24 protein-coding genes and 2 tRNA genes are annotated in these 23899 nt (G+C 42.1%); 14 read left to right on the forward strand and 12 right to left on the reverse strand.

Features of this window, described 5'->3' with window-relative positions; genetic code table 11:
• The first annotated feature begins 31 nt into the window (after nucleotides 1-31).
• Together FTT77_RS02535 and FTT77_RS02540 are read left to right on the forward strand one after the other, a co-directional pair.
• A complete protein-coding gene (locus FTT77_RS02535; RefSeq protein WP_168378992.1) occupies nucleotides 32-1363 on the forward strand; it encodes an APC family permease in 1332 nt (443 codons plus the stop codon).
• A gap of 56 nt (nucleotides 1364-1419) precedes the next feature.
• Nucleotides 1420-2829 carry an FAD-binding oxidoreductase gene (locus tag FTT77_RS02540; protein ID WP_180108829.1) on the forward strand — a complete coding sequence of 470 codons (1410 nt, stop codon included), beginning with the start codon at nucleotides 1420-1422 and terminating at the stop codon, nucleotides 2827-2829.
• Between the two features lie 74 nt (nucleotides 2830-2903).
• On the opposite strand, the gene FTT77_RS02545 is transcribed toward FTT77_RS02540, so the two are convergent.
• The 8 genes from FTT77_RS02545 to hisB form a co-directional block, all read right to left on the reverse strand.
• Entirely contained in the window at nucleotides 2904-3818 is a 915-nt protein-coding gene (locus FTT77_RS02545; RefSeq protein WP_180009267.1) for a DMT family transporter, read from the reverse strand.
• Between the two features lie 70 nt (nucleotides 3819-3888).
• The gene (hisA, locus tag FTT77_RS02550) at nucleotides 3889-4620 is read right to left on the reverse strand and encodes a 1-(5-phosphoribosyl)-5-[(5-phosphoribosylamino)methylideneamino]imidazole-4-carboxamide isomerase (protein WP_078190493.1); all 732 of its coding nucleotides are present in this window, start codon (nucleotides 4618-4620) and stop codon (nucleotides 3889-3891) included.
• 193 nt (nucleotides 4621-4813) lie between these two features.
• A complete protein-coding gene (locus tag FTT77_RS02555) occupies nucleotides 4814-5092 on the reverse strand; it encodes a hypothetical protein (RefSeq protein WP_180009270.1) in 279 nt (92 codons plus the stop codon).
• A 432-nt stretch (nucleotides 5093-5524) separates the two neighbouring features.
• Nucleotides 5525-6190: a 3'-5' exonuclease gene (locus FTT77_RS02560; protein WP_180009272.1), complete on the reverse strand. Its 666-nt coding sequence runs from the start codon at nucleotides 6188-6190 to the stop codon at nucleotides 5525-5527.
• A gap of 177 nt (nucleotides 6191-6367) precedes the next feature.
• On the reverse strand, nucleotides 6368-6841 hold the full coding sequence (locus tag FTT77_RS02565; protein WP_180009274.1) for a DUF805 domain-containing protein: 474 nt from the start codon (nucleotides 6839-6841) through the stop codon (nucleotides 6368-6370).
• Nucleotides 6842-7070: 229 nt separating this feature from the next.
• On the reverse strand, nucleotides 7071-7580 hold the full coding sequence (locus tag FTT77_RS02570; protein WP_180009276.1) for a DUF805 domain-containing protein: 510 nt from the start codon (nucleotides 7578-7580) through the stop codon (nucleotides 7071-7073).
• 130 nt (nucleotides 7581-7710) lie between these two features.
• A complete protein-coding gene (gene hisH, locus FTT77_RS02575; protein WP_180009278.1) occupies nucleotides 7711-8328 on the reverse strand; it encodes an imidazole glycerol phosphate synthase subunit HisH in 618 nt (205 codons plus the stop codon).
• Nucleotides 8328-8921 (reverse strand): imidazoleglycerol-phosphate dehydratase HisB, encoded by a 594-nt coding sequence (gene hisB, locus FTT77_RS02580; RefSeq protein ID WP_078190487.1) that lies wholly within the window; start codon nucleotides 8919-8921, stop codon nucleotides 8328-8330. The genes hisH and hisB overlap by 1 nt, the downstream gene beginning before the upstream one ends.
• 97 nt (nucleotides 8922-9018) lie before the next feature.
• Here hisB and FTT77_RS02585 point away from each other — a divergent pair, with 97 nt between their 5' ends.
• The 10 genes from FTT77_RS02585 to FTT77_RS02630 all read left to right on the forward strand — a co-directional run bounded on the left by FTT77_RS02585 (nucleotide 9019) and on the right by FTT77_RS02630 (nucleotide 15851).
• Nucleotides 9019-9408: a GNAT family N-acetyltransferase gene (locus FTT77_RS02585; RefSeq protein WP_180002798.1), complete on the forward strand. Its 390-nt coding sequence runs from the start codon at nucleotides 9019-9021 to the stop codon at nucleotides 9406-9408.
• 207 nt (nucleotides 9409-9615) lie between these two features.
• A tRNA-Phe gene (locus tag FTT77_RS02590) sits at nucleotides 9616-9691 on the forward strand.
• Between the two features lie 137 nt (nucleotides 9692-9828).
• Nucleotides 9829-9904: transfer RNA gene (locus FTT77_RS02595), tRNA-Phe, on the forward strand.
• A 151-nt stretch (nucleotides 9905-10055) separates the two neighbouring features.
• On the forward strand, nucleotides 10056-10496 hold the full coding sequence (locus FTT77_RS02600; protein WP_180009280.1) for a hypothetical protein: 441 nt from the start codon (nucleotides 10056-10058) through the stop codon (nucleotides 10494-10496).
• 30 nt (nucleotides 10497-10526) lie between these two features.
• A complete protein-coding gene (locus FTT77_RS02605; protein ID WP_257220959.1) occupies nucleotides 10527-11252 on the forward strand; it encodes a hypothetical protein in 726 nt (241 codons plus the stop codon).
• Nucleotides 11253-11356: 104 nt separating this feature from the next.
• Nucleotides 11357-12091 carry a class I SAM-dependent methyltransferase gene (locus FTT77_RS02610; protein ID WP_180009282.1) on the forward strand — a complete coding sequence of 245 codons (735 nt, stop codon included), beginning with the start codon at nucleotides 11357-11359 and terminating at the stop codon, nucleotides 12089-12091.
• Nucleotides 12092-12284: 193 nt separating this feature from the next.
• Nucleotides 12285-12812, forward strand: coding sequence for a hypothetical protein (locus FTT77_RS02615; protein WP_257220960.1), 528 nt, complete (start codon nucleotides 12285-12287; stop codon nucleotides 12810-12812).
• Nucleotides 12813-13004: 192 nt separating this feature from the next.
• On the forward strand, nucleotides 13005-13754 hold the full coding sequence (locus FTT77_RS02620; RefSeq protein WP_180101567.1) for a hypothetical protein: 750 nt from the start codon (nucleotides 13005-13007) through the stop codon (nucleotides 13752-13754).
• A gap of 79 nt (nucleotides 13755-13833) precedes the next feature.
• The gene (locus FTT77_RS02625) at nucleotides 13834-14112 is read left to right on the forward strand and encodes a hypothetical protein (RefSeq protein WP_180108828.1); all 279 of its coding nucleotides are present in this window, start codon (nucleotides 13834-13836) and stop codon (nucleotides 14110-14112) included.
• 377 nt (nucleotides 14113-14489) lie between these two features.
• Nucleotides 14490-15851 carry a GGDEF domain-containing protein gene (locus FTT77_RS02630; protein WP_180108827.1) on the forward strand — a complete coding sequence of 454 codons (1362 nt, stop codon included), beginning with the start codon at nucleotides 14490-14492 and terminating at the stop codon, nucleotides 15849-15851.
• 54 nt (nucleotides 15852-15905) lie between these two features.
• Here the strand turns inward: FTT77_RS02630 and FTT77_RS02635 are convergent, their stop codons facing one another.
• Nucleotides 15906-16526, reverse strand: coding sequence for a hypothetical protein (locus FTT77_RS02635; protein ID WP_168379005.1), 621 nt, complete (start codon nucleotides 16524-16526; stop codon nucleotides 15906-15908).
• A gap of 297 nt (nucleotides 16527-16823) precedes the next feature.
• On the opposite strand from FTT77_RS02635, the gene tehB reads away from it, so the two are divergent.
• Nucleotides 16824-17696 (forward strand): SAM-dependent methyltransferase TehB, encoded by an 873-nt coding sequence (tehB, locus tag FTT77_RS02640; RefSeq protein ID WP_180062998.1) that lies wholly within the window; start codon nucleotides 16824-16826, stop codon nucleotides 17694-17696.
• A 149-nt stretch (nucleotides 17697-17845) separates the two neighbouring features.
• On the opposite strand, the gene FTT77_RS02645 is transcribed toward tehB, so the two are convergent.
• From FTT77_RS02645 to fadB, 3 genes are all read right to left on the reverse strand, one after another.
• Nucleotides 17846-18565 (reverse strand): hypothetical protein, encoded by a 720-nt coding sequence (locus FTT77_RS02645; RefSeq protein WP_180022362.1) that lies wholly within the window; start codon nucleotides 18563-18565, stop codon nucleotides 17846-17848.
• 369 nt (nucleotides 18566-18934) lie between these two features.
• Nucleotides 18935-20107, reverse strand: a complete 1173-nt coding sequence (gene fadA, locus FTT77_RS02650) for an acetyl-CoA C-acyltransferase FadA (protein ID WP_180108826.1) — start codon at nucleotides 20105-20107, stop codon at nucleotides 18935-18937.
• Nucleotides 20108-20119: 12 nt separating this feature from the next.
• The gene (gene fadB / locus FTT77_RS02655) at nucleotides 20120-22273 is read right to left on the reverse strand and encodes a fatty acid oxidation complex subunit alpha FadB (RefSeq protein WP_180073983.1); all 2154 of its coding nucleotides are present in this window, start codon (nucleotides 22271-22273) and stop codon (nucleotides 20120-20122) included.
• 471 nt (nucleotides 22274-22744) lie between these two features.
• Between fadB and lpxO the strand changes: the two genes are divergently transcribed.
• Nucleotides 22745-23659, forward strand: a complete 915-nt coding sequence (gene lpxO / locus FTT77_RS02660; RefSeq protein WP_180108825.1) for a lipid A hydroxylase LpxO — start codon at nucleotides 22745-22747, stop codon at nucleotides 23657-23659.
• Nucleotides 23660-23899: the final 240 nt, after the last annotated feature.

Raw genomic sequence — 23899 nt, forward strand, 5'->3', positions numbered from 1 at the left:
AACGCAAATAAATATAGTTCAGGTGACGTGCATGGAAACTTCAGCGTCTGTTTTAAAAAAAATGTCTTTATGGCAAGTGGTGATCATTGGTGTCGCATATATGACGCCAATGGTTGTATTTGATACCTTTGGCATTGTCTCAGGTATTACCGATGGCCGTGTACCACTGGCCTATATTTTGGCTTTATTTGCCATGCTCCTCACTGCATTTAGTTATGCGCGCTTTAGTAAACATTCGGATAAATCGGGTTCTGCTTATACTTACACGGCAGAATCCTGTGGGCCTCAAACTGGATTTTTTGTCGGTTGGTGTTCTTTACTGGATTACATCATGTTGCCTTTGGTTAATGCGCTGTTGGCAGGCATTTATTTAGAAGCGGTCATTCCAAGCGTACCGTATTGGGCGTGGGTGATTTTATTTACCAGCTTGGTCACTTTAATCAACTGCTTTCGTATCAATATATTGGCCAACTTAAGCATGATCTTTGTTTGCGCACCTATATTGCTGATGGGCTTTTTTATTTATTTGGTCATTCAAGGGGTAGGGAGTGAGCAAGGTTATGCGCATGTCTTGACGCTCACACCGCTATTCAATGGTGATACGTCAATTTTGCCACTCATCGCAGGGGCTTCAATCCTGTGCTTTAGCTTCTTAGGTTTTGATGCAGTGACCACCATGTCACATGAAACTAAAGATCCGAAACGTACTATTCCGCGTGCGGTTATCCTCACCACGCTTACGGGCGGTGTGATTTTTATTACGGCATCCTGGTTTGTGCAATTGTATTTTCCAACCAATGTCCGTTTTAACAATCCAGATGAAGCGCTGCCTGAGATCGTCCTGTACGTGGGCGGGGCGCTATTCCAATCGGTATTTTTATGCGCCCAAATTATGAATACATTTGCCTCAGGGCTTGCCACGCATGCCAGCGCATCACGCCTGATTCATATTATGGGACGAGATGGCATTTTCCATAAAAGCACATTCGGTCAAGTCCATAGCAAGTTGGGCACGCCTTTATATGCAGTCTTGTTGATTGGTTTGATTTCCTTGGCAGCCATTCGTTTAGATTTAGCCACCGTGGTCAGCATGATTAGCTTTGGTGCCCTCATTGCCTTTACAGCTGTGAACTTCTCCGTGTTTATGAAGTTTTATGTACGTGATGGTCAACGTCATGGTCTTAAAAATATCTTTCTCAACCTGATTTTACCACTGCTTTCAGTGGCTACGCTGATGTGCCTTTGGGTGAATTTAGAACACAACGCCTTGGTTTGCGGTGGCATTTGGTTGGCAGTAGGCGTTGTATTGTTCGCTTATAAAAAGTTAAGAAAACAAAACATTGTGATTGGTAGTGCGTATTAAGTGGCTGAAGCCTCTATAACGATTAAATAGAATTGATAAATAGGAATGTAAATAAAATGAATACAAAGCCAAAATTTGTAAATGATGTTGAATATAAAAACAGTGTCAATGTGCAAAGCGGTAAAGAGTGGAATTGGGTCAATCCTGTGCGTGGCAGTTTTGATTTTCCAGCCAATTACTATGAAAGCTCATTAAGCGCATGGCAGGCTTTTGATGCCCTTGATGCAGATATTGAGTGTGATGTGGTGGTGATTGGTGGTGGCTTGTTGGGTGCGTCCACGGCACTGCATTTGGCAGAACAAGGTGTAGATACAGTATTGGTCGAAAAAAACCGTATTGGTAGTGCTGCATCGGGGCGTAATGGTGGGCAATTAACCCCAGGCCTGGCGCGTTGGGAAGCAGGGGAAATGATCGAGCACTTTAGTTATGAAGAGGCTAAACGCTTATGGCACTTCACTTCGACGGAGGCGATGTCTTTAATTGACCAAATTGCGCAGAACTATGATTTAGATCTACAACGCAAACATCAGCACATTACCGCAGCCGTACACCCAGGGCATTTGGTGGGTTTAACCGAAGGTGCAGATGCGCGTAAATATTTGGGTGAAGACCATACCCAGATTATGGGCAAGCACGAGTTGTTTGAGCATGTGAAATCGGAAAATTATTATGGCGGTTTACTCGATACCCTCGGCGGGCATATTCATCCTTTGGCTTTAAACCGTGGCCTTGCTTATGGTTTTAGTCAACAAGGTGGCAAAATTTATGAGCAAACCGAAGTGCTGTCGGTGGATGAGCGTGAAGATGGGATTTATGTGACGACTACTGGCGGTGTGATTAAAGCACGTAAGAGCGCCGTGATTGGGGTACATCATGCCTCATTTAAACTGCTGCAAAGCCATAATCAAACCACCATTCCATTTTATACTTATGTGTGTACCACAGCGCCCTTAGAGCTCGATCTTGCTGAAATTCTGCCGAGCGATGCACCTGTGTACGATACACAGTTCCAAATTGATTATTATCGCGGGGTATCTAAAAACCGTTTGCTGTTTGGCGGTGAAGGGACGGGTTCTTGCTGGACGCCTGAAAAAACCCATGATTATTTACTGAGCCGAATCAAGCATGTGTTCCCGCAATTGAAACAGGTTGAGCTGGATTTTGTTTGGAGTGGCACCACAGATTTAACCATGAATGGCGCAGCCGATAGCCGTAAGTCCGATGGGAAATATCCGATTTATGCCGTGCAAGGCTGGAGTGGTCATGGTGTGGCGCAAACCGTGCGTATAGGCAAAGCCATTGCCGATGATTTTTGTGGCAATGCCGATGATTTTAAAATGCTCACCAGTATTCAGCATCAGGACATTTTGTTTGGTCGCGCACTTGCACCGATGGTGATTCCAATGGCGAAAACCGCTTATGGGCTGGGGGCTATGGTCAATCCGGGCAAGATGGTGTCCTTCTAAATTTAAGCCTCCTTTATTTATGTATGAAGGGTATCATGCAAAACAGCCCTCGTCATTGAGGGCTGTTTTGAGGGTTAAGATATTTCTTCTGTAGTTTTATCTATATTTTTCTTTAACCATTTCGGCCGCCATTCACTCACAATCACACCAAGAACTACACACAGTCCGCCAATGAGAGCGAGCGGTGTTAAGCGTTCACCTGCAAGCCGCCCAATGATCGCGGCCCAAACCGGTTCACCTGCATAGATGATTGCTGCCTGTGCAGGGTCAACCATGCGCTGCGCCCAGTTCATCACCAGTTGAATGACGGCGCTAGCTAGCCCCAATCCGCAGAGTACAGCGATTAATGGCCATTCAAATTTTGGCAAAGTGGTTTCACCCACTAGTGGGGCAAAGCAAAAACAGAACAGAGAGGCAAATGCCAACTGTAGAACCGTCACTCTGCGCAGATTGACGCGGGGTGCAAAATAACTGATCAAGATAATTTCAAAGGCAATGGCAATCGACCCGAACAGCGTAATGATTTGTCCAAAATTGAGCTGAATAGCGCCAAAACCATTACCAGTTAAAAAGACCAAACCGACAAAAGCCAAACTTACTCCCAGCCATGTCATCAGATGTGGTTTATGCCGAAAACAGAGCCACATAAAAATCGGAACCAGCGGGACATACAGCGCGGTTAAAAAAGCCGATTCGCTGCTGCTGATACTTTGTAAGCCGACCGTTTGTGTCGCATAGCCAATCGCAATCACAGCGCCAATACTTGCGCCCGCAATGACATCGTATTGAGAAAAATGTCTAAGATATTTGAGCGATAACAGACTCACAGCCAGTGCAGCTGCGGCAAAACGTAGACCGACAAACAGCACGGGACTGCTGAAATTTAAACCGTATTGCACGGTGATAAAACTGGCACCCCAAATCATGGTAATCAGGATGAGTGCGAGCTGCGGGAACTTGGCTTTCCAAGCAGATTGGACGGTTGACATGTGTATTTGATTGTTCGAAGAGGGGAAATAAAAAAAAGAGGCCCGAAGACCTCTTTTCTGCTCGGGTAAATTACAAGCTTTGTTGATCAAGCAGTAATTGAGCTTCACGAAGGTTCAATGTGCCTTCATAAATTGCACGACCGGTAATCGCACCTAAAATGCCCGGTTGGCCTTTTAAGTTACGCACGTCGTCAAGGTTGGTCACGCCACCCGATGCAATAACAGGTAAGCCTGAATACGTTGCAAGGTTAACGGTTTGTTCAACGTTCACACCTTGCATCATGCCATCACGTGCGATGTCGGTGTAGACAATGCTTGATACGCCAGCATCTGCAAAGCGTTTTGCCAAATCAGTAGCTTTCACGTCTGTGACATTTGCCCAACCATCTGTTGCCACCATGCCGTTCATGGCATCGATACCGACAATGATATGGCCTGCAAATTTTTTGCACGCTTCTTCAACAAATTCAGGCTCTTTCACTGCTTTTGTACCAATGATGACAAACGATACGCCTGCATCAAGGTAATGTTCAATGGTTTCAAGTGAGCGGATACCACCACCAATTTGAATTGGCAATTCAGGCTGTGCTTTAGCAATCGCTTCAACCACAGGCTTATGAATCGGTGTACCAGCGAAAGCACCGTTTAAATCTACCAAATGTAAGCGACGCGCGCCTTCATTTACCCAATGCTGTGCAGTTGCCACTGGATCGTCAGAAAATACGGTATCGTCTTCCATACGACCTTGTTTTAAACGGACACATTTGCCATCTTTCAGGTCAATTGCAGGGATGATCAGCATGCTTTCGCTCCTTGCTCAATCAAATTAAGAATGAATTTGTGCCTAATCTTATCAAATAAACGGCTATTCACTAAATGCTAATATCAGAATTGATGAATTAAAAAAGCCTGACAAGTGTCAGGCTAGTGCAAATAGAGGATTGGATTTTATTCTTGGTTACAACAATTGCGCTGTGTATTAGCGTTTTTAGTCATTAAACATAAGCGGTTGTTTGTAATAAATCGCTGTTTACGGATTGAAGTAACGTACCAACCAACTGATTTTCAACCGCGAGTACTTTTTCGATGTCTCCCCCAATGAGTGGAAACTCAGTGAGTGCATCCGTTAAGGGCGCTGTTAAGCTACTTACGGTCTCTAATACGCTGTCTACAGTATCCAAAACAGTATTTAAAACCAGTCCAACCGCTTTACTGATTCCTTGTAAAGTCAGGCTGAGTACACCGCTGATTTTTCCTGTAAATAAGTTCAACATGTCAGGTTCTCCAAGCTTTTAGATTATGATGTGTTATGTATTTGGCAGATTTGTTTTAGCAAAAGGAGATAGATGAAAATAAATTATGAAAGCATAGAAAGAATGAGATAAATCATGTAATTCTGCTAGAAAATCTAGAGAGATCAAAACCTTAGTCGAATAAAAATATAAATGTGTATTAATGTAATTAAAATGAGTTAAATCAAAGATATAAATGTACTTAAAAGGTGCGATTTTATTTTTTTAGACTGTGCAGTGACTATTTTTAAGGCAATAAGGTACTGTTCAAATCTTTAGCGCAAATAAACTGCAAATTCATTGGCACTCTTCAGCCGACCTTTGCACTTGGTCATGCCATAGATTGGGGCAATATCCAGTTACAGAGCGGTTACATCGCTGAATATAATTTAAATCATTAAAATAATTAAGGGTTTATAATTTCATGTGCGGACGAATTCTTAGTTTGAGGGAGGTATTGGGAATGGTTTTAGGTAATAAGCCACGTTGTAATAATTCTTCAAAGACCAAAACAGGGGCATAAGCATCGGCAGCGGCATAACGAATTTGCTCCGGACTTATGCGCTTTTTGGCCCAATTGGAGGTGCTGACCGATTTAGATTTTGGAAAATTCACACGAAAAAGCAGTGCCATGGCATTTTTTAAACCGACGGGTTGGGTTAAGCCAAAAGAAGCAAAGCACTTGGAGAGTTCCAAGACACTATTCAGTTCGATGCCTTTTTTACGAAATAAATGCGCATCATTTTTTAAGCCAAAACCTACTTTAATTTGATCCCGATTACTCAAGATTGGTCTTAAAAAATCCCAAGTGCATTCGTTCATTTGAAACAACCACGCCTGTTGCGCCGTCGCAAGTTGGATTAAATGTGGACCGGTAGAGACCTCACCTTTACGAAAAGTCGGCTTAGATTCAGAGTCGAAACCGAATAAGGCAGTCGTCTGCAATTCATCGGCCCAGTGTTGGCATTGTTCTGCATTGTGAATGACATGGATCTGCTCTGGCACTAAATTTTGGAACAATGGAAAATTTTTAATCTGTTCTTTTGTTGGCAAAATAGGTGTCGGTAGAGCATCAGTCATTGTGATTTAATTCAAAGGCTTGTTGTTGCAGCCTAGAGCGTTTAGTAGGGAAATGCAAATACCGAGATGCGGCGTTGAGCATGAGCCTTTGACTCACCTGCCTGTCATAGCGCGTTGCTATGACAGTGATGAGAGGACTTAAAGACAGTGACCAATAGGCTTAAAGTCAGTGACGACTTAAAATAGAAAACGCGCAGTAAATAATACATTTACCAAGATCAGTAAGAATAAACCGATAAAGAGAAAGGCGAGAACCACCTCCCATGTTTTGGATGCACGTGGCTCACCATATTGATTGGCATTTGCAGACCCGGGGATGAGCATCAGCGCAATGCACATGACGATATTGAGCAACGGAATCAGCTCTAAGAGTGCAAACCAGCCTGAGAGATTAAAGTCATGCAAACGACGCACTGAAAAAATCATCAAAGGGATCAGCATTAAAACATTTAGGATAAATCCAATCACTTGCGTCATTGGATTTTCAGCGTGAGCTATTAGGGCATTGAGAGTATTGGGCATCATGCTGACAATCAGCAGCATCAGTATGCTTAGCATGAGGCCATAGAAGACATTCCAACCGATAAATGACATGCGATTAAAGCGACCGTCACGGTTCCAGCCAGAGTTAATATTGGGTGAATTATTCATATTAAATGATCTTAAATTATCGTAAAAAGTATTGTTATCATTCATTTTTAGCCGCAAAAAATTGAGCTAAAAACGACATAAAAATGTGAAAAAGTACAGGATTTGATCCTGTACCAAAAAAGCGCGTTGATTATAAAGGTAAAGTACAAAAAAAGCCCACTTGTGTGAGCTTGTTTGAGTAGATGTATTGCTGTTTAGGACGATCTCGGCGGCATCTAATGATTTATCATTATTGTTGTTGAATCGTGGTTTGTTGAGAGCGGATCACATAGTTTTGGTAAGACGGAATCATGATCGCAGCAAGTATCCCGACTATAAACACCACGATATACAAAACAGCCAGCACTGTTTCCCAGCCTTTGGTCGGGCGTGGTTGTCCAAAGCTATTACTACCGCTATTACCCGGTGCAAATAACACATAGAGCGCAAACAATATATTCACTACAGGAACTAAGATCAGCAGTGCAAGCCATCCTGAATGGTCTCGGTCATGTAAACGACGGATTAAGAAAATGACGCTGTAATAAATGACGATGGCATACATGATAAAGAAAATAATCATGAGTGGCGTTGACATAGCACCCTCAGTCAGCGCATTTTGCGCACCGGGTATGAGCAGGCCGACCACAACAGCAATTAGCGTAAAAATAATGCCGAGCAGTAGATTCCATGCAAGATAAGCGCGACGGCTAAAGCGACCACTGGCTTGGGTCGGTGAGTCAGATGTGAAGGTATTCATTATTATTCCTAGGCTTTGGTATTTTTATAAGTAGGCAAATTCTAAAATGAATATGTAGAAAATAAAAGGATGAAAAATAAACAGTACAAAAAAGCCCGCAAGGAGCGGGCTTTTTTGCGGTGAAGGAATTTTAAATATCCCATTCCACAAAGTTTTTCAGCAATTGCAGACCGGCTGTATGACTTTTTTCTGGGTGAAATTGTGTCGCAAACAAGTTTTCCTTGTGAATTGCGGTACAAAATTCCAAACCATAGTCACAGGTAGCAGCGACAATGCTTGAATCTTGCGGCTCTACATAGAAGCTATGTACGAAATAGAAACGTGCATCTTGCTCAATGTTTTTCCACATCGGATGGCTAGGGTCTGCCTGATGCACTTGGTTCCAGCCCATGTGCGGCACTTTTAATCCCTCTATGTCAGGGAAGTGTTTAACCGAACCTTCAAAAATACCCAATGCATCTGCACCGCCATTTTCTTCGGAATGCTGCATTAAAGCTTGCATGCCGACACAGATCGCAAGCACAGGTTTATTAAATGCCGCTTTACGGACCACATCATCAATGCCTGCATCATGCATGCCTTGCATACAGTCACGCATTGCTCCCACACCGGGGAACACAATTTTATCTGCTTGTGCAATCAGCTTAGGATCATTGGTGACATCAACAGTTGCACCCACGTGTTCGAGGGCTTTTGCTGCTGAGTGAAGATTTCCCATGCCATAGTCAAGAAGGGCAATACGGGTCATTACAATGTTCCTTTGGTAGACGCAACAGTATTTTCGGCACGCGGGTCAACTTCACACGCCATACGTAATGCACGGGCAAAGGCTTTAAATACGCTTTCAATTTGGTGGTGGCTGTTTTTACCTTTTAGGTTGTCGATGTGCAGCGTCATTAACGCATGGTTCACAAAACCTTGGAAAAATTCAGAGAAAAGATCCACATCAAAAGTCCCGATGCGCGCGCGAGTGAATGGAATATCCATCCAAAGACCCGGACGGCCAGATAAATCCACCACAACACGACTCAGTGATTCATCGAGCGGCGCATAGAAGTGACCGTAGCGACGTAAGCCTTTTTTATTGCCCAGTGCTTGAGCAAAGGCTTGGCCCAGTGTAATCCCACAGTCTTCTACGGTATGATGATCGTCAATTTCAAGATCGCCATCACAATGAATATCAATATCAAACAGACCATGTCGCTTGATTTGATCAATCATATGATCTAAAAATGGAACACCAGTGTTTAAAGTGCCTTGACCAGTACCATCAAGATTCACACGAACTCGAATTTTGGTTTCGTTGGTGTTTCTTACCACTTCACTGATACGATCTGTCATAGACACGTTCCTCAAATACGTCAAAATGATTGATGTAAAAATATTTTCGCTGTGACGAAAAGTCACCGCATATTAGATTGCTCAGGAGGGTTTATCAATGCCTATTACCGTACATGCCTATACTTCTTTAGAAAATGATGAAGTGCGTAGCCAGCTTGAGCGACTGTATGACACCAGCCCTGAGTTTAGCGACGGTTCCGATGCGATTGAACAACTTGAGCAGAACTTAGCTCAGTATACCTTAGTTTATACTGCAGAATTTAATACAAAATTGATTGGTGCGATTTGGTGTACAGGCCAAGGTGAAAGCAAAACCCTTGAATATATTGTGGTACACCCTGCAAATCGTGGGCGTGGTGTTGCAGAGCGCTTGGTCAGTGAGACCACCCGTATGGAAGAAGAAAAAGGGGTGAAAACTTTTGAACCAGGTTGTGGCGCGATCCACCGCTGTTTGGCACACATTGGAAAAATTACTGCGGCTGAATAACCTGCCCTCCAATAATAAAGCAGCCATTGAGCTGCTTTTTTGTTGGATAAATACAGTTTCGTCACTGTAATTTCAGCTGTGGAAATTTGAAATCACTCAAAAAATAAGCAAATAGTGTGAAATATTGATTTAAAAATAAACATTTGCACAAAAAAGCGCAACGGATGCTTGACGCCATGAGACTGAAATTGTTTAATACGCCCCATCGGCGTGATAGCTCAGTAGGTAGAGCAACGGATTGAAAATCCGTGTGTCCCCAGTTCGATCCTGGGTCTCGCCACCATATTCAAAACTGATTTTTCAGTTTATCAATCCCTGATCCCATCAGGGATTTTTTTTGCCTAAAAAATATGCATACGAAAAATATTTTTATAAATATGATTGACTAATTAACTGAGATGCGGCTTAATACACCGCATCGGCGTGATAGCTCAGTAGGTAGAGCAACGGATTGAAAATCCGTGTGTCCCCAGTTCGATCCTGGGTCTCGCCACCATATTAGAAAAACCTCAAACGATTGTTTGAGGTTTTTTTTCGTCTGCTGTTTTTCAGGTGTTGATATTTCGCACAGTTTAACTGCTACAATCGATGCCAGATGATGGGCCCAATTGCTATAAGAAAATTATTAAAAAATAAGGGTTAAGGTTATGAAAAAAATATTATTTCCTGTTTTGATCGGCATGATTGCCTTGCTGAGCGCATGTGGTGGCGGGGGCGGTAGTAATGTCGATTCTTCCTATTCTAAAACCATTATTCAAAATGGTGTGACCTATGAATGTAAAAGTGAAAATGCAGCAGCGCTTTGTGATAATGGCAATTGTTCTTCTTGTGAATCATCGCTCGATAAAATAATCACAGCATCATGCAGCACCAGTATTTCCGCAGGGCAAACAATTTTTGCCGTGACCAAAACGGGCTGTGTATCCAATATGAAATCGGGCAGCAGAATAACTGCAGCATGTGATAATGGTCTGCTTAAATTAAAAGTTGGATCTAACTTTAGCTTAAATCAGGTGATTAACACGGGTACGACGATGAGCTCTGGTGAATATATTGTCGGCACAGAAGTGCTCCGCTGTAGGCTTTAATCAAATGAACATAGATTCGTGGAGTGACAGTTGAAGCGACTTCAATATCCGATGCTTGGACTGCTTTGTTTTGCACTGGGCTATATTGCGGCATCGTGGAATGACCAACCAAGCTTGACGTCGTCGCCACCTGAACACTCGCTTGTAACTTTGGCGACGAGTAATCCTGTGGCACTCTTGGCTTTAGATCAAGATGCCTCGGATCAACCTCATTCTAAAGATATACAGCAACAACGCAAAAGCCAACATCGTCAGCTACAGAGCATTATTCAGCAGACTTCAGATCAACAATTGGGGCGATATTTACAGCAGGCATTTCCCAATTACAGTTTTGCAGGGATTCAAAATAAGCAACAATTTGCGCAGCAGATGTTAGACGAATTTCTACAAGCCAAAAATGATCCGCATCAGCGATTGGCAGGGCAAGCGTATGTGACAGATCAATCACAGACAGATGTAGATCAAGTTTTACCTCGTGAAATCTATGTCACACAGCCGTTGTATGCACATTTTGATACCATGGGTAAAGTTCCAAACAATATGCAAGTCATGGTGCGTTTGACGCATCGTGATAGCGGTGAAGTGCTGCTCTTTACACCACGCAAAGTTAGTGAGCAACAGCAACAAAACTGGGTGAGTTTCTATCCTATGACTGGATGGAAAACTGGTCATTATGATGTGAAATATTATCAAATGAATGATCAATTAAGCCCGATTGCGCAGACCAGTTTTTATATACAGCATGTGATTGAGTAAATATTTTGAAGCTCAAATTTTATCGCTGAAGCTATGACTTAAGTGCTAGTTCCTACCCCTAAAATTCGATTAAACTGATAAAAAATAACCAATGAATTTCTACAATGAAAGACCTTTTCTCTACAGGGAGTGTGCTGTATCAACAAGCACGTCCAAGTTATTCTGCTGAAGTCGTTGATAGCATTTTGCAGCATGTTGCCGTGCGTGAATTGGCATGGGACTGTGGTGCAGGTTCAGGTCAATTTACCAAAGGTTTGGCGCCCTATTTTCAACAGATTTTAGCGACAGATCTGAGTGCAGAGCAATTGGCACAAGCACCCAATTTAGACAATGTGCGTTATGAGCAAGCCAGCGCCGAACATTGTCCGCTTGCAGACCATTCAGCGGATTTAATTACAGTCGCGCAAGCGATTCATTGGTTTGATTTTACTGCCTTTTATGCAGAAGTACGACGCGTATTAAAACCTCAAGGTCACATCGCCATTGTGGGCTATGGTCTAATTCAATTTGAACACGCGGAATTAAGCCAACTCTTACAGGATCTGTATTTTGTCACGTTAAAAGGCTATTGGGATGCTGAACGTCGTTACATCGACGAAGAATATCGTAGTATTCCGTTTCCATTTCAGGAGTTAGCAGTCCCTCAGCTGTTTTTAAATTACAGGTGGAGTGCACAGCAAATTTTGGACTATTTGCAAACGTGGTCTGGGCTTAAACACTATCAACAGCGGCATCCGACACTTCAGCCGTGTGCAGCTTTGCAGGATTTCTTTAGCCGACATCCGCAGCAAGAGTTTGCTTTGTCATTTCCTGTACTGTTAAGAATCGGGACCGTATAAAAGAGAAAAAGCAGCGGCAATGCAGATAGGTAAAGGATGATATCTCAAGTCTAGAATGAGCAACGTGAGGTTTAAATAAGCTGTGCTCTCTTGCCGTTTGTCGGGGTTAAATCTGGTAAATTGATTAATTGTTGTACAATAATAGCAGTGTAAATTTTTTCAATTTTCTATTTTTAAATCTCTCGGAATGAACATGATGAATCTCCCTAAATCTGTTTCCGTTTTGGTTTTTGTTAGTGCAGCAATGACGGCTATGAGTACATTGGCTGCGGAAAAAGCCACTACAAAAGCTGATGAAACCGAACAACAAGCTATTCAGATGCCTGCTTTAACCATTATGGCAGAGCGTGAAATGCGTGCAGAGACGGGCATTGTTGAGTATCAAGAGCAGGTGGATCGCCGTAAAGCCTTACAGCAACGGGTGATGCAACTTGAGCGTGATACTCAAAACAAAGGTGTCGATGCAACAATCGTGTCAAATATTGATATCTTACCTGCCACAGCAGTGCCAGATATGTCGAATTTATCGCCTTTGATGCAACAGCATGTTTTAAATATTGCCGCAGGTTTGCAGTCTTCTGACCCACGCAATGGTTTATATATTATGTTGCAACCCTTTGGGATTGACCGTAATGCGACCAATGTGCAAATCAGCCGTGATCAAATCAATCTCGGAAACATCGACCGTCAGTTAAATACCAATCCGATTAAGACCCCATAATCGAATACATCTCTACAGTACATTGAAGGCGAAAATTCATGTTTTATCCATGAATTTTCGTTTTGATGGCATGCGCAATTTAAGTCTATTTACATTGATGTTTTCAAATAGCCTTCTTAAAAAGCATGGCTATTTTATCGTCAATCTTCAAACTTTTGGTTAAACTGAATAAAAGGGCATTCGGAGCTCATTATGCCGCGTATCTTTGTTGTCTTGGCCAGTGCTACGGTATTGGTCTTTGGATGGATGTTTTATCAATATTCAGTACAGCAAAAAGAAGCTGTGCAACTCTCGACCTATGAAACGGTTTTGCGTGAAAAAACCGAGCAAATTTTTCAGCAAGCTCAGCACTGGGAAGAGCCGATACAACTCAATGTGACAGATGCACGGCTAACGGGTGATTATAAAATCATGTCGGATTTTATTTTGAGCCAAATGCTGCAGCGTGCAGAAGCGCGGAATCAATATATTCGTGATCTTAAAGCACTGAATTGGGATAAATTTCTCGACATCGATCGCTTATTGCAGGATAAAAAAAACCAGTATCAAGAGACTGAGCAAATGCTGCAGCAGGTGCATGCAGTGGTCGATGCTTATGAGCAAAAAACTACACAGCAAGAGGAAAATGGTTTAGCTCAGGCCAAACAGTTGGCGGTCAAACAGGTGTTTCGTCAGCAAATTGCCCAGAGTTTAAGAGACAGTCGTGATAGTGATGAGTCGCATGCTTTATTTGAGTTAGAAAAGCAAAGCTTGGCGAAGGCTGATGAGCTCTTTGCTGTGCTGAAAGCCAATAAATGGGAAAAGAAAAATAAATTATTTATGTTCTATGAAGATGCGCCTTTAAAGCAGTTTAATCAGCTTTATACAGAGATGTTAGCGCTCAATGCGCAAATGGATGAGATCCGCCAAAAGAACCGTTCAGAGTTGAAACAAAAGCTTTAACTGACTGTCATCACTCTTTCAAATTTGCGCGATAAAGTGGCTTATAGCAGGGTTTTACATCATATTGAGGTCCATGCTCATGCGAGCTATTCAGATTTTTGATGATATTCAGCAGGTCTATATCGAATTTATCGCGAACCGCCAATATCCACGTTTGGAAAGTTTAAACAATTGGGGCAAGAACCGTTTTTTCTTCAGTCAGTATTTTCGCATGATTGAAGATTGGCATCTGACTGAACAAATTGTGATTGAATTTAATCAACAATTTTATAGTTTGGATACAGGGACGGCCCCTGACTTTATGGATCAAGATAAATACATGGCTTGGTTGATGGAACAATTACAAATATTAAAATAAGTCCTTTTCATTCAAATTATTCAGCACAGCTTCAATACATGTTATACAAGTGAAAGCCATCCTTTAGCGGATGGCTTTTTTGTTGCTATCAAGCATCAATTTGGGAGCTGAGTTCCGAACTAGCATGAATAACGCAAAAAACATTGGCTTTAAAAACAGTCTTCAATTGTTTAAATTGCAAATTTAATACAACTATCAACCAATAGTGTGACTTAAATCACTTAAAATACGCCGAAAATTTAAACATAAATTTTTAGCCAGCAGCCCATAACGCATAAGAAGCTGAGCTGTATTGAACTTGCAATCATTCTAACCTTAGACCGATTGGCTTTGAATGAAAGGTTTATCGCCATTTTTAGAGACGATTTTTTTAGCGTATGAAAAAATTAATACTGCTATGGCTTGCCATATGTGCGGTTTCATTGGTGTCGATAGGCTATACCTATGAATTATTCATTAGCCCTGTTTGGGTGGTAAATGCATTCGCTGCCTATGGCATGGTTTTAATGCGAAAGCATTTAAGTCACGATTTACTGATCGTGCTTTATGCTTTTAGTGCGATCTTTGTGGCTTCGCTGATGGTCGATCCTGCCAAAATCTTAGAAGATAAATTTCTCCTGTGTGCGATTTCGGCATTTCAGATTTGGGTATTTATTAAAGCCTATTTAGCGCTGAGCCATTTAAAAAAACGCCGCTTTAAGCGAACCCTAATGTTAGCTGTTCCGAGTATCGTGAGTGCTTTTGCAGGCAGTCTCTTGTTTGTGGCGTGCTTTCAGATGGACAACCAATACTTTGCCTTTGTTGATTATTTTCTAGAGCAATTTGCAACAAGTTTGGCTGTGGTGTGTTTACTGTTTGGTGTTCAGCGCTGGATGAATGTGCCGTGGGTGGATTATGGCTATCTGATCGTGGCACTGGCCGTCCAATATGTGATCTCAAATGATCAGATCTTCTATGCTTGCATGGTCTTGCCTTTATTGATGTGTTACTACGCGATCAAATATGACTTCAAAACCTTTTGCTGGCTGATTGGCTTAATGACGCTGATCTGTGGCTGGTATGGTGCCATGCCATTGGCTGGGGAATATTGGTCGGATGCACAGGTACATATGCTCTCGCGGATCAGTTCTTATCGTTTGGCATTGAGTATTTATTTGATCATTTTTCTGTTTATTTGTGAGCTGTATGCACGAAATAAACGTCTATATTTGGCTTTGCAACGTGTAAGTTTTTGCGATGAGTTGACGGGACTGAAAAATCGCCATGCCTTTAAAGAACAAATATTTATAGAGGGTGCGGTTGATAAAGGCTGTGTCATTTTGCTCGATGTCGATAATTTTAAAAAAATTAATGACCAATATGGACACCAAATGGGGGACAGTGTTTTGGTGCATTTGGCAAAAATCTTAAAAAATTGTAGTCCACGCGCGAGTTTTATTAGTCGTTGGGGCGGTGAAGAATTTTTAATTTTGCTCGAAGGTGCCGATTTGGAGCAGGGTAAAATGTTGTGTGAAACAATTTTGGAACGCTGCGAACATGTGCCGTTTCGAAAAGATCAATTAAGGCTAGATGTCAGCTTTAGTATGGGCTTGGCCGAGTTTCAACAGTTGAGTTTGTCCAATTACTCCACGACTTTACAACATGTCGATGCCTGCCTATATCAGGCGAAATCACAAGGGAAAAATCAGTTTGTTTATCAAAAGATTATTCCGTTGTCAGAAAGCAGTATTGCAGTCTAAATGGGCAAAAAAAAGATGCCGTGAAGGCATCTTTTTTTTGCATTTAATCAACGATTAAGCTGCTTTTTTGAACCAAGAAAAGAAACCTTTTTTCTCAGCTTTTGCTGCTTCAGCTTTTTTCTCTGCACATTTTTTAGCGCAGTCTTTTTTCGCTTCAGCTTTTACTTCTTCAGTTTTAGTTTCAACAGCTTCTTTTGCATCAGTTGCTTTTTCTACAGCTGCATCTTTTGCTTCAACAGTTTTTGCAACGACAGCATCTTTAGTTGCTACAGTTTTTGCTACAGTCGCGTCTTTTGCTGCAACAGTGTTTGCAACAACAGCGTCTTTAGCCGCTACAGTTTTTTCTACAGTTGCATCTTTTGCTGCAACTGCAGTTTCTTTAGTTGCTGCTGCTTTTTCTACAACTGCTTTTTTCATGTCAGCAGTTTTTGCTTTAGTGGTTTCTTTCACTGTTAAAGTTTTAGTTTGAGTCGCTTTTTCTGCAACAGCCACTTGAGTTTTAGCAGCATCTTTAGTTGCTTGAGCAGCAGCTACAGTTGCAGTTTTCGCTTGTGCAGCTTGAGCTTTTACAACTTCAACAGCAGTCGCAGGTTTTTGTTCTACAGCAGTAGTTGCCATAGCAGAAGTTGTAGCAGCAACTAAAGCAACAGCTAAAGTAGTTTTGATCGCGTTCATAGTCATCACTCTATAAAACTTAGTTAAAATAAGGCATTGTAAATTTTATGCCTTATCAACAGCGCTTAGGTTACACGGCACAGAGTGAGGGATTTAATTGTGTGAATATTCCACCAATGTTACAAACGGATAACATGGTGTAACGCAGAAAAACAAACAAAAACAGCGTGCATTGCACAGCATTCGAAATTTTCAATTCAAAGCTGATTTAAAATCACTGTTAAAGCCGTTATTGTGAATATATATTTCTGCCATTGGTATGGCATAAAAATAAAGTCGCATGAGGGATAACATCAGATGCAGCAGCTTATTTGTTATAAACAGCTCCCTGTGTGGACGCAGCAGTCGATTCCACAAGGTTTTAAACAACAGCACAATACCAAAGCAGGCACTTGGGCAAAACTCACCGTACTGCAAGGTGAAGTGAACTTTGCCATGTTAGATGCGTCTGGAAATATCCTTTCCACGCATGTATTTAGCCCAGATCAGCCACCGCCGTTTATCGAACCGCAGGCGTGGCACAAGATTGTGTCTGCGAGTGACGATGTGCAATGTCAGTTGAGTTTTTATTGCTTAGCACAGGACTATTTTTATAAGAAGTATCAGCTCAGTCCAACACATTCAGAAATTTTGGCAGCAACACCATATTTGCAAGGTGGTCGTGCTTTGGATGTCGGCTGTGGGCAGGGGCGTAATTCGCTGTACTTAAGTCAGCTGTCTGAGCAGCGCTTTGAGGTGGATGCATGGGATGTCAATCCACACAGTTTGCACAAGCTGCAAGAGGTGATCGCTGCGGAAGGTATTGAAAATATTCATGTACAGCAGCGTGATTTAAATGCAGACCAAAGCATTACGGGGAAATATGATTTTATTTGCTGTACCGTGGTGATGATGTTTTTAGAGGCCAAGACAGTGAAGCCACTGATTCAGCAGATGCAGCAAGCGACAAGTGTAAATGGCTATAACCTGATAGTTTGCGCTATGGATACACCTGATTTACCTGCGCAGCCTGACTTTCCATTTAGCTTTAAAGCAGGAGAGTTAAGTGCGTTGTATGAAGGCTGGAATATTGTGAAATACAATGAAAATGTCGGTGAGCTGCATCGGGTGGATGCTGAAGGGCAGCGAATTCAACAGCATTTTGCGACGTTGTTGGCGCAGAAAATTTAAGCCAAGAATTGTAGGATGTTGAGTTGAAGAGTTGGGGATCAACTCAACACTTACTTTACTTAAACTGAAAAAAGGGAACCATTTTTGAGTTAGTCAGGGTGTATGTGTACTTAGAAAATTCAACCAATTAAATATGATCATACTCTGATTTAAGGCTGATAAATAAAGCCTAAAGCTTTTAAAGGCAATTGAATGATGTCGATTGTGAGTGTTAAAGGCAATAGTGGTAATTCTGCCAATTTTTCCTGCCCTGACTTTTTGACATAGCCACTTTGGTCTTCGTAATGCTGGATACGGATCTTATATGGATGGCTTAAGGGCTTTAAATCTGCGGCATTCGCAACTTTTGGGTAAACCGTACCTGCAATTTCTAAGTTAAAGAGATGATCTTGCTGTTCTGCCTTTGAACAATCACATGGTGCTACGCCATATTGGTTGAATAATGCCCTTTCCGTAGGACTTAGTGTTCCATTGGGAGGCGCATAATAAAATTTAAAGCTTCCGCTAAATTTAGTGCTGTTCGGGCTCGGAGAATTAAAGTCAAGCTCTCGATGGAGACGAATATATTGTGGATTGAGTTGGCTTATCAGTTGAATAAAATCAGCACCGCCTTTATTGATCAAATAGCTGTATTTATTGCCTGCGACTACGATGCTATCGATTGGTTCATTGGGTATTGCTTTAGCAGGTTTGCCAAATGCGATCACATCATCTTCAAGGATTGTTCTCCATGCATATTTTGTTTCGTATTTTTGAAACAGATCACGGGAGAGTTCACCGATTTGATTATTTGTAACGCAAGCTGTAAGAAAAATAAAAGTGCTTAGGCAGCTCATCTTTATGAGGTAGTGAAGTCGTTTATTTATCATTGTTATGCATATTTAAGTTTTGGTTCAGGCCTTACCATAATTCAAAAATCGCTGAAAATCGAGAATTAACGTTTTAAATTTTAAATATGCTAAGACGTTTTTTAAGGGTTGTTTAGCACGGTTTATTGCTGAAGATTTTTGAACAAAATTTACTTCACAATGGACATTCCCTCTCCTTTTAAGGAGACTTGCGCAGAATACCGCTCAGGGAGAGGATTTATATGAAAAATTTCCCTCATCCTCTTGTGGCGCATGCTGCTCATCCCAGAGGGAGAAGGGGCTTCCAGTATGTATTCATGAGAGTTTAGTTAACAAATAAAAAACCCCGCACTAAGCGGGGTTTCTTTTATCTCAGTATTTAACTAAATATTAAACACGTTCGATAATGGTCGCGATACCTTGACCCAAACCGATACACATCGTTGCAAGACCGATTTGTGTATCTTGCTGTTCCATAACGTTCAGCAAAGTCGTTGTGATACGCGCACCAGAACAACCCAATGGGTGACCAAGCGCGATTGCACCACCGTTCAAGTTCACACGGTCTTGTTGGTCATAAATGCCTAAGCCTTTAAGAACAGACAAGCCTTGTGCAGCGAACGCTTCGTTTAGCTCAAACGTTTGGATGTCTGCGATAGACAAGCCAGCACGTTTAAGTGCTTTTTGAGTTGCTGGTACAGGACCATAACCCATGATCGCAGCATCACAGCCTGCAACTGCCATAGAGCGAATTACAGCACGAGGTTTAAGACCTAAAGCTTGTGCACGTTCAGCAGACATAAGCAACATTGCAGAAGCACCATCAGACAACGCTGAAGAAGTCGCAGCTGTTACTGTACCGCCTTTCGGGTCAAATACAGGACGTAAACCTTTGAATGCTTCAAGGTTTGCATCTGGACGAATCACTTCGTCGATGTCGCAAAGGATTTTGAAGCCATTGGCATCATGGCCTTCAACACCTACGATTTCATTTTTGAAACGACCTTCTTGTGTTGCAGCCCAAGCACGGCGGTGTGATTCAACACCAAACGCATCTTGTTCTTCACGAGAAATACCGTTCATACGACCTAACATTTCAGCCGTTAAGCCCATCATGTTAGACGCTTTTGCATAGTGCTTAGACGCTTCAGGGTTGATGTCGATGCCGTGCATCATGCCAACGTGACCCATGTGCTCTACACCACCAATGATGAAGATATCACCTTGGTTGGTTGCAATTTGCGCAGCCGCTGTGTGGATTGCTTGCATAGAAGAACCACAAAGACGGTTTACGGTTTGACCTGCAACAGTCTTTGGAAGATCAGCCAATAAAGCGATGTTACGACCAATGTTCATACCTTGCTCTAGGGTTTGGTTTACACAGCCCCAGATTACGTCTTCAACTTCATTGGTATCAAACTGGTTACGAGCAACAAGCGCACGTACTAATTCAGCAGATAAGCTGTCAGCACGGACGTTACGGAACATACCATTTTTGGTTTTACCCATTGCTGAACGTACGCCATCAACGATGACAACGTCACGTGGATTTAAAGTAGCCATTCACGTTGCTCCTTAACCGTAGAATTTTTTATTGTTTGCAGCCATGTCACGCAACATTTGTGGCGCTTCATAAGCCTTACCTAAATACGCATATTTGTCGCAAAGCGCTACGTATTCAGCGACACCTGTTTGGTCGATGTAACGGCATGGACCACCACGGAATGGAGGGAAACCTACACCCATGATCATCGCCATATCTGCTTCAGCAGCAGTCGCTACGATGTTGTCTTCTAGGCAACGAACAGTTTCGTTACAGAACGTCAGCATCATACGGTCAATGATTTCTTGAGCGTCAAATTCACGTTTTTCCGCAGTTGCAACAGAAGCCACAAGTTCGTAAGCCACTGGATCAACCACTTTGGCTTTCTTACCTTTACGGTCAAGTTCGTATTTGTAGAAACCAACGTCATTCTTTTGACCAAGACGTTTGTTTTCGTACATGGTTAAAGTTGCGCCTTTGTAGTCTGGCTTCATGCGGTCAGGGAAGCCTTCTGCCATTACTTCCGCACCGTGTACGCCTGTGTCAATACCCACAACGTCGATGAGGTAAGCAGGACCCATTGGCCAGCCGAATTTTTCCATCACTTTATCAACTTGCTGGAAGTCAGCTCCGTCTTTCAGTAGAAGGTCAAATGCACCGAAGTAAGGGAACAATACGCGGTTTACCAAGAAGCCCGGGCAGTCATTGACAACGATTGGTGTTTTACCCATTTTCTGAGCAAGAACTACAGTGGTTGCAATCGCTTCAGCAGACGTCTTTTCACCACGGATCACTTCAACCAATGGCATCATGTGAACTGGGTTAAAGAAGTGCATACCAACAAAGTTTTCAGGACGTTGTAGGTTTTCAGCCAAACGTGTGATTGAAATTGTTGACGTGTTCGAAGCAATGATCGTGTTGTCACGAACATTTTTCTCAGTTTCAGCCAGTACAATACCTTTTACTTTCGGGTTCTCTGTTACTGCTTCAATCACGATGTCCACTTCTTTAAACTCGTCATAGCTTAAAGTCGGACGGATGCGGGCAAGAGTTTCACCCATTTTCGCCGCAGTCATTTTTTTGCGATCAACTTGTTTAGTCAACAATTTGTTCGCTTCAGACATACCTAACGCCAATTGTGGGTTACCAATGTCTTTCATGATGATTGGTGTGCCTTTGCTTGCCGCTTGGTAAGCAATACCACCACCCATGATACCTGCGCCTAGTACAGCAGCTTGGTTGACAGGGTGAGCACCTTTTTCATATTTCTTCGAAGTTTTCTTCACAATTTGGTCGTTAAGGAATAAACCAATTAACGCACCTGCTTGTGGAGTCACAGCCGCTTTAGCAAAACCTTGCGCTTCGATTTTCAATGCTTCATCACGTGGAAGGCTTGCACCTGCTTGTAATGAGTCTAGAAGAAGTTTTGGCGCTGGGTATTGAGCAGGATTTGCTTTTGCAAGAACTGCACCTTTCGCTGTATTGAATGCCATCATTTGTTCAAGCATGTTCAATTTAACAGGATCTAATTTTTCTTGACGTTTTGCTTTCCAGTCTACACGGCCAGCAATTGCTTGTTTCACAAGGTCAATTGCAGCGTCTTGTAGTTTGTCTGCAGCAACAACTGCATCAACAGCACCGTCTTTGAGCGCAGCAGCCGGCTTTTTCGGTGCAGCCATTGCCATCCATTCAACCGCATTGTCGATACCAATCACGCGGCTTAAACGAACCGTACCACCAAAACCAGGGTAGATACCCAGTTTGATTTCTGGAAGGCCAACTTGTGCAGCTTCTGACATCACACGATAGTCACACACTAAGCACATTTCAAAACCGCCGCCCAATGCCATACCATTGATTGCAGCAACTTTAGGAACGTTTAGATCTTCAAACGCATTGAAGATGTCGTGAACAGGCAATGCCCAATCCACAATCGCTTGTTCGCCTTGAGCGAAGTTTTCACCGAATTCAGTGATATCTGCACCCACGATAAATGTAGATTTACCTGAAGTAACGATTAAACCTTTGATGTCACCGTTTGCTTTAACAGCGTCAATTGCAGCTTTAAAATCTTCAATTGTTGCGCGGTTAAATTTGTTGACCGACTCACCTTGTAAGTCAAAGCGGAATTCTGCAATTCCGTCCGAAAGCATTTGGACGGTAATGGCATTGCCAGCGTGGATCATGCCTGATCTCCTTTATTTTGGAGGACTTCTAAGTTGATGTTGTGAAGCGAGTACGCGGTTCCTGCGTACACTTTATGCCTCGCTAATCTTACGATAACTATATCTAAAAAGAACATAACAAGTTGTATCAAGCCGTGACGCTAGGGTCATCAAAATTTCTTTTGGAAATAGCCTTCGGATCTGCCTTTAAACGCTATCGCTCTGATTAAATATGTTGAAGCTTATGTTTCAGTTCACATTTTTTTATAAATGTAAGCTATAGATTGAGATGCGAAAGAAAAAATCAAGAAAAAAGCAAGTGTATTTTTCGGCAGAATGGTCAATTCACTTTTACTATTGTCATCCATCTTTGCTGAGACACAGTGTTCTATGCTGCTTATTTAAGCGTCACTGAGCACTATGCTATACTCGCCGCGTTCTCAAAAGTTAATTTTTTATTAAGCACAATGCTTATTAGCACCAGGTCCTCATATGATTAAGTGGATTATCCTGGCGGTCTTTGTCATTTCTGCGTTTTATATCCAGCAACGCGGTAAAGTCCGTCATTCATTTTATCGTCAGTTTTTTGATCATTCGACATTGCTCGCACCGATCAATTTTCTCATGTACATGTTTTCAAAAGTGCCGAGCCAACCCTATATTGACACGCAGCATTTTAAAGATTTAAAAGTCTTAGATGAAAACTGGGAAATGATTCGTGATGAAGCCAAGGCCTTATATGAAAAAGGGAGCATCAAAGCATCGAGTACTTATGATGACCTTGGATTTAACTCGTTCTTTAAAACAGGTTGGAAACGCTTTTATTTAAAATGGTATGACTCAGCCCATCCTTCGGCTGCTGAACTTTGCCCAAAAACTACGGCCTTGTTAAAAAATCTACCCACTATTAAAGCCGCGATGTTTACTGAGTTGGCGCCTGACAGTCGTTTAGTCCGTCATCGTGATCCCTATGCCGGTTCATTGCGTTATCACTTGGGCTTACTAACGCCGAATAATGACCGTTGTTTTATTGATGTCGATGGTCAGCGGTACTCATGGCGTGACGGCGAGAGTGTGGTGTTTGATGAAACCTATATTCACTATGCTGAAAATAAAACGGATCAGAACCGGATTATTTTCTTTGCAGACGTTGAACGGCCATTAAAGTCAAAGTGGATGGAAGCTTTTAACCATTGGTTTGGTAAAAATGTCATGACTGCTGCGAGTTCACCGAATGAAAGCGGTGATAAAACGGGTGGTTTAAATAAAGTATTTGGCTATGTCTATCAAATTCGTATAAAAGCCAAAGCCTTGAAAAAAACCAATCGTTCACTGTATTACTTTTTAAAGTGGTTCCTAATGTTGGGGCTGTTCTTCCTGATTTTTGTACGCCCATATTTATTTTAAAAGTAGAATAAATATTGAAAAAATGCGCCCTTAGGGGCGTTTTTTTATGCTGACAGTCAGCAAAATATCAGTTATCGTGCAAGCAGAATAAAAATAATTATGCAGAGCAAATCTGCAAAAAGCAGAAATAGTGTTAGCCAGAATAAGCTAGAACCAGAATAAGCTAGAACCAGAATAAGCCAGAAAAAGTGAGCCAATAGACGAGGAATATGATGTTGACGTCCGAACTTAAGCCCATGC

This window comes from Acinetobacter sp. YH01010 (assembly GCF_013420775.1).
Lineage (GTDB): Bacteria > Pseudomonadota > Gammaproteobacteria > Pseudomonadales > Moraxellaceae > Acinetobacter > Acinetobacter amyesii.

Excerpts from the sequence above, each read along its gene's own strand:
- FTT77_RS02535 (WP_168378992.1), top strand. The coding sequence starts at position 32 with ATGGAAACTTCAGCGTCTGTTTTAAAAAAAATGTCTTTATGGCAAGTG.
- FTT77_RS02540 (WP_180108829.1), top strand. The coding sequence starts at position 1,420 with ATGAATACAAAGCCAAAATTTGTAAATGATGTTGAATATAAAAACAGT.
- FTT77_RS02545 (WP_180009267.1), bottom strand. The coding sequence starts at position 3,818 with ATGTCAACCGTCCAATCTGCTTGGAAAGCCAAGTTCCCGCAGCTCGCA.
- hisA (WP_078190493.1), bottom strand. The coding sequence starts at position 4,620 with ATGCTGATCATCCCTGCAATTGACCTGAAAGATGGCAAATGTGTCCGT.
- FTT77_RS02555 (WP_180009270.1), bottom strand. The coding sequence starts at position 5,092 with ATGTTGAACTTATTTACAGGAAAAATCAGCGGTGTACTCAGCCTGACT.
- FTT77_RS02560 (WP_180009272.1), bottom strand. The coding sequence starts at position 6,190 with ATGACTGATGCTCTACCGACACCTATTTTGCCAACAAAAGAACAGATT.
- FTT77_RS02565 (WP_180009274.1), bottom strand. The coding sequence starts at position 6,841 with ATGAATAATTCACCCAATATTAACTCTGGCTGGAACCGTGACGGTCGC.
- FTT77_RS02570 (WP_180009276.1), bottom strand. The coding sequence starts at position 7,580 with ATGAATACCTTCACATCTGACTCACCGACCCAAGCCAGTGGTCGCTTT.
- hisH (WP_180009278.1), bottom strand. The coding sequence starts at position 8,328 with ATGACCCGTATTGCCCTTCTTGACTATGGCATGGGAAATCTTCACTCA.
- hisB (WP_078190487.1), bottom strand. The coding sequence starts at position 8,921 with ATGACAGATCGTATCAGTGAAGTGGTAAGAAACACCAACGAAACCAAA.
- FTT77_RS02585 (WP_180002798.1), top strand. The coding sequence starts at position 9,019 with ATGCCTATTACCGTACATGCCTATACTTCTTTAGAAAATGATGAAGTG.
- FTT77_RS02600 (WP_180009280.1), top strand. The coding sequence starts at position 10,056 with ATGAAAAAAATATTATTTCCTGTTTTGATCGGCATGATTGCCTTGCTG.
- FTT77_RS02610 (WP_180009282.1), top strand. The coding sequence starts at position 11,357 with ATGAAAGACCTTTTCTCTACAGGGAGTGTGCTGTATCAACAAGCACGT.
- FTT77_RS02615 (WP_257220960.1), top strand. The coding sequence starts at position 12,285 with ATGATGAATCTCCCTAAATCTGTTTCCGTTTTGGTTTTTGTTAGTGCA.
- FTT77_RS02620 (WP_180101567.1), top strand. The coding sequence starts at position 13,005 with ATGCCGCGTATCTTTGTTGTCTTGGCCAGTGCTACGGTATTGGTCTTT.
- FTT77_RS02625 (WP_180108828.1), top strand. The coding sequence starts at position 13,834 with ATGCGAGCTATTCAGATTTTTGATGATATTCAGCAGGTCTATATCGAA.
- FTT77_RS02630 (WP_180108827.1), top strand. The coding sequence starts at position 14,490 with ATGAAAAAATTAATACTGCTATGGCTTGCCATATGTGCGGTTTCATTG.
- FTT77_RS02635 (WP_168379005.1), bottom strand. The coding sequence starts at position 16,526 with ATGAACGCGATCAAAACTACTTTAGCTGTTGCTTTAGTTGCTGCTACA.
- tehB (WP_180062998.1), top strand. The coding sequence starts at position 16,824 with ATGCAGCAGCTTATTTGTTATAAACAGCTCCCTGTGTGGACGCAGCAG.
- FTT77_RS02645 (WP_180022362.1), bottom strand. The coding sequence starts at position 18,565 with ATGATAAATAAACGACTTCACTACCTCATAAAGATGAGCTGCCTAAGC.
- fadA (WP_180108826.1), bottom strand. The coding sequence starts at position 20,107 with ATGGCTACTTTAAATCCACGTGACGTTGTCATCGTTGATGGCGTACGT.
- fadB (WP_180073983.1), bottom strand. The coding sequence starts at position 22,273 with ATGATCCACGCTGGCAATGCCATTACCGTCCAAATGCTTTCGGACGGA.
- lpxO (WP_180108825.1), top strand. The coding sequence starts at position 22,745 with ATGATTAAGTGGATTATCCTGGCGGTCTTTGTCATTTCTGCGTTTTAT.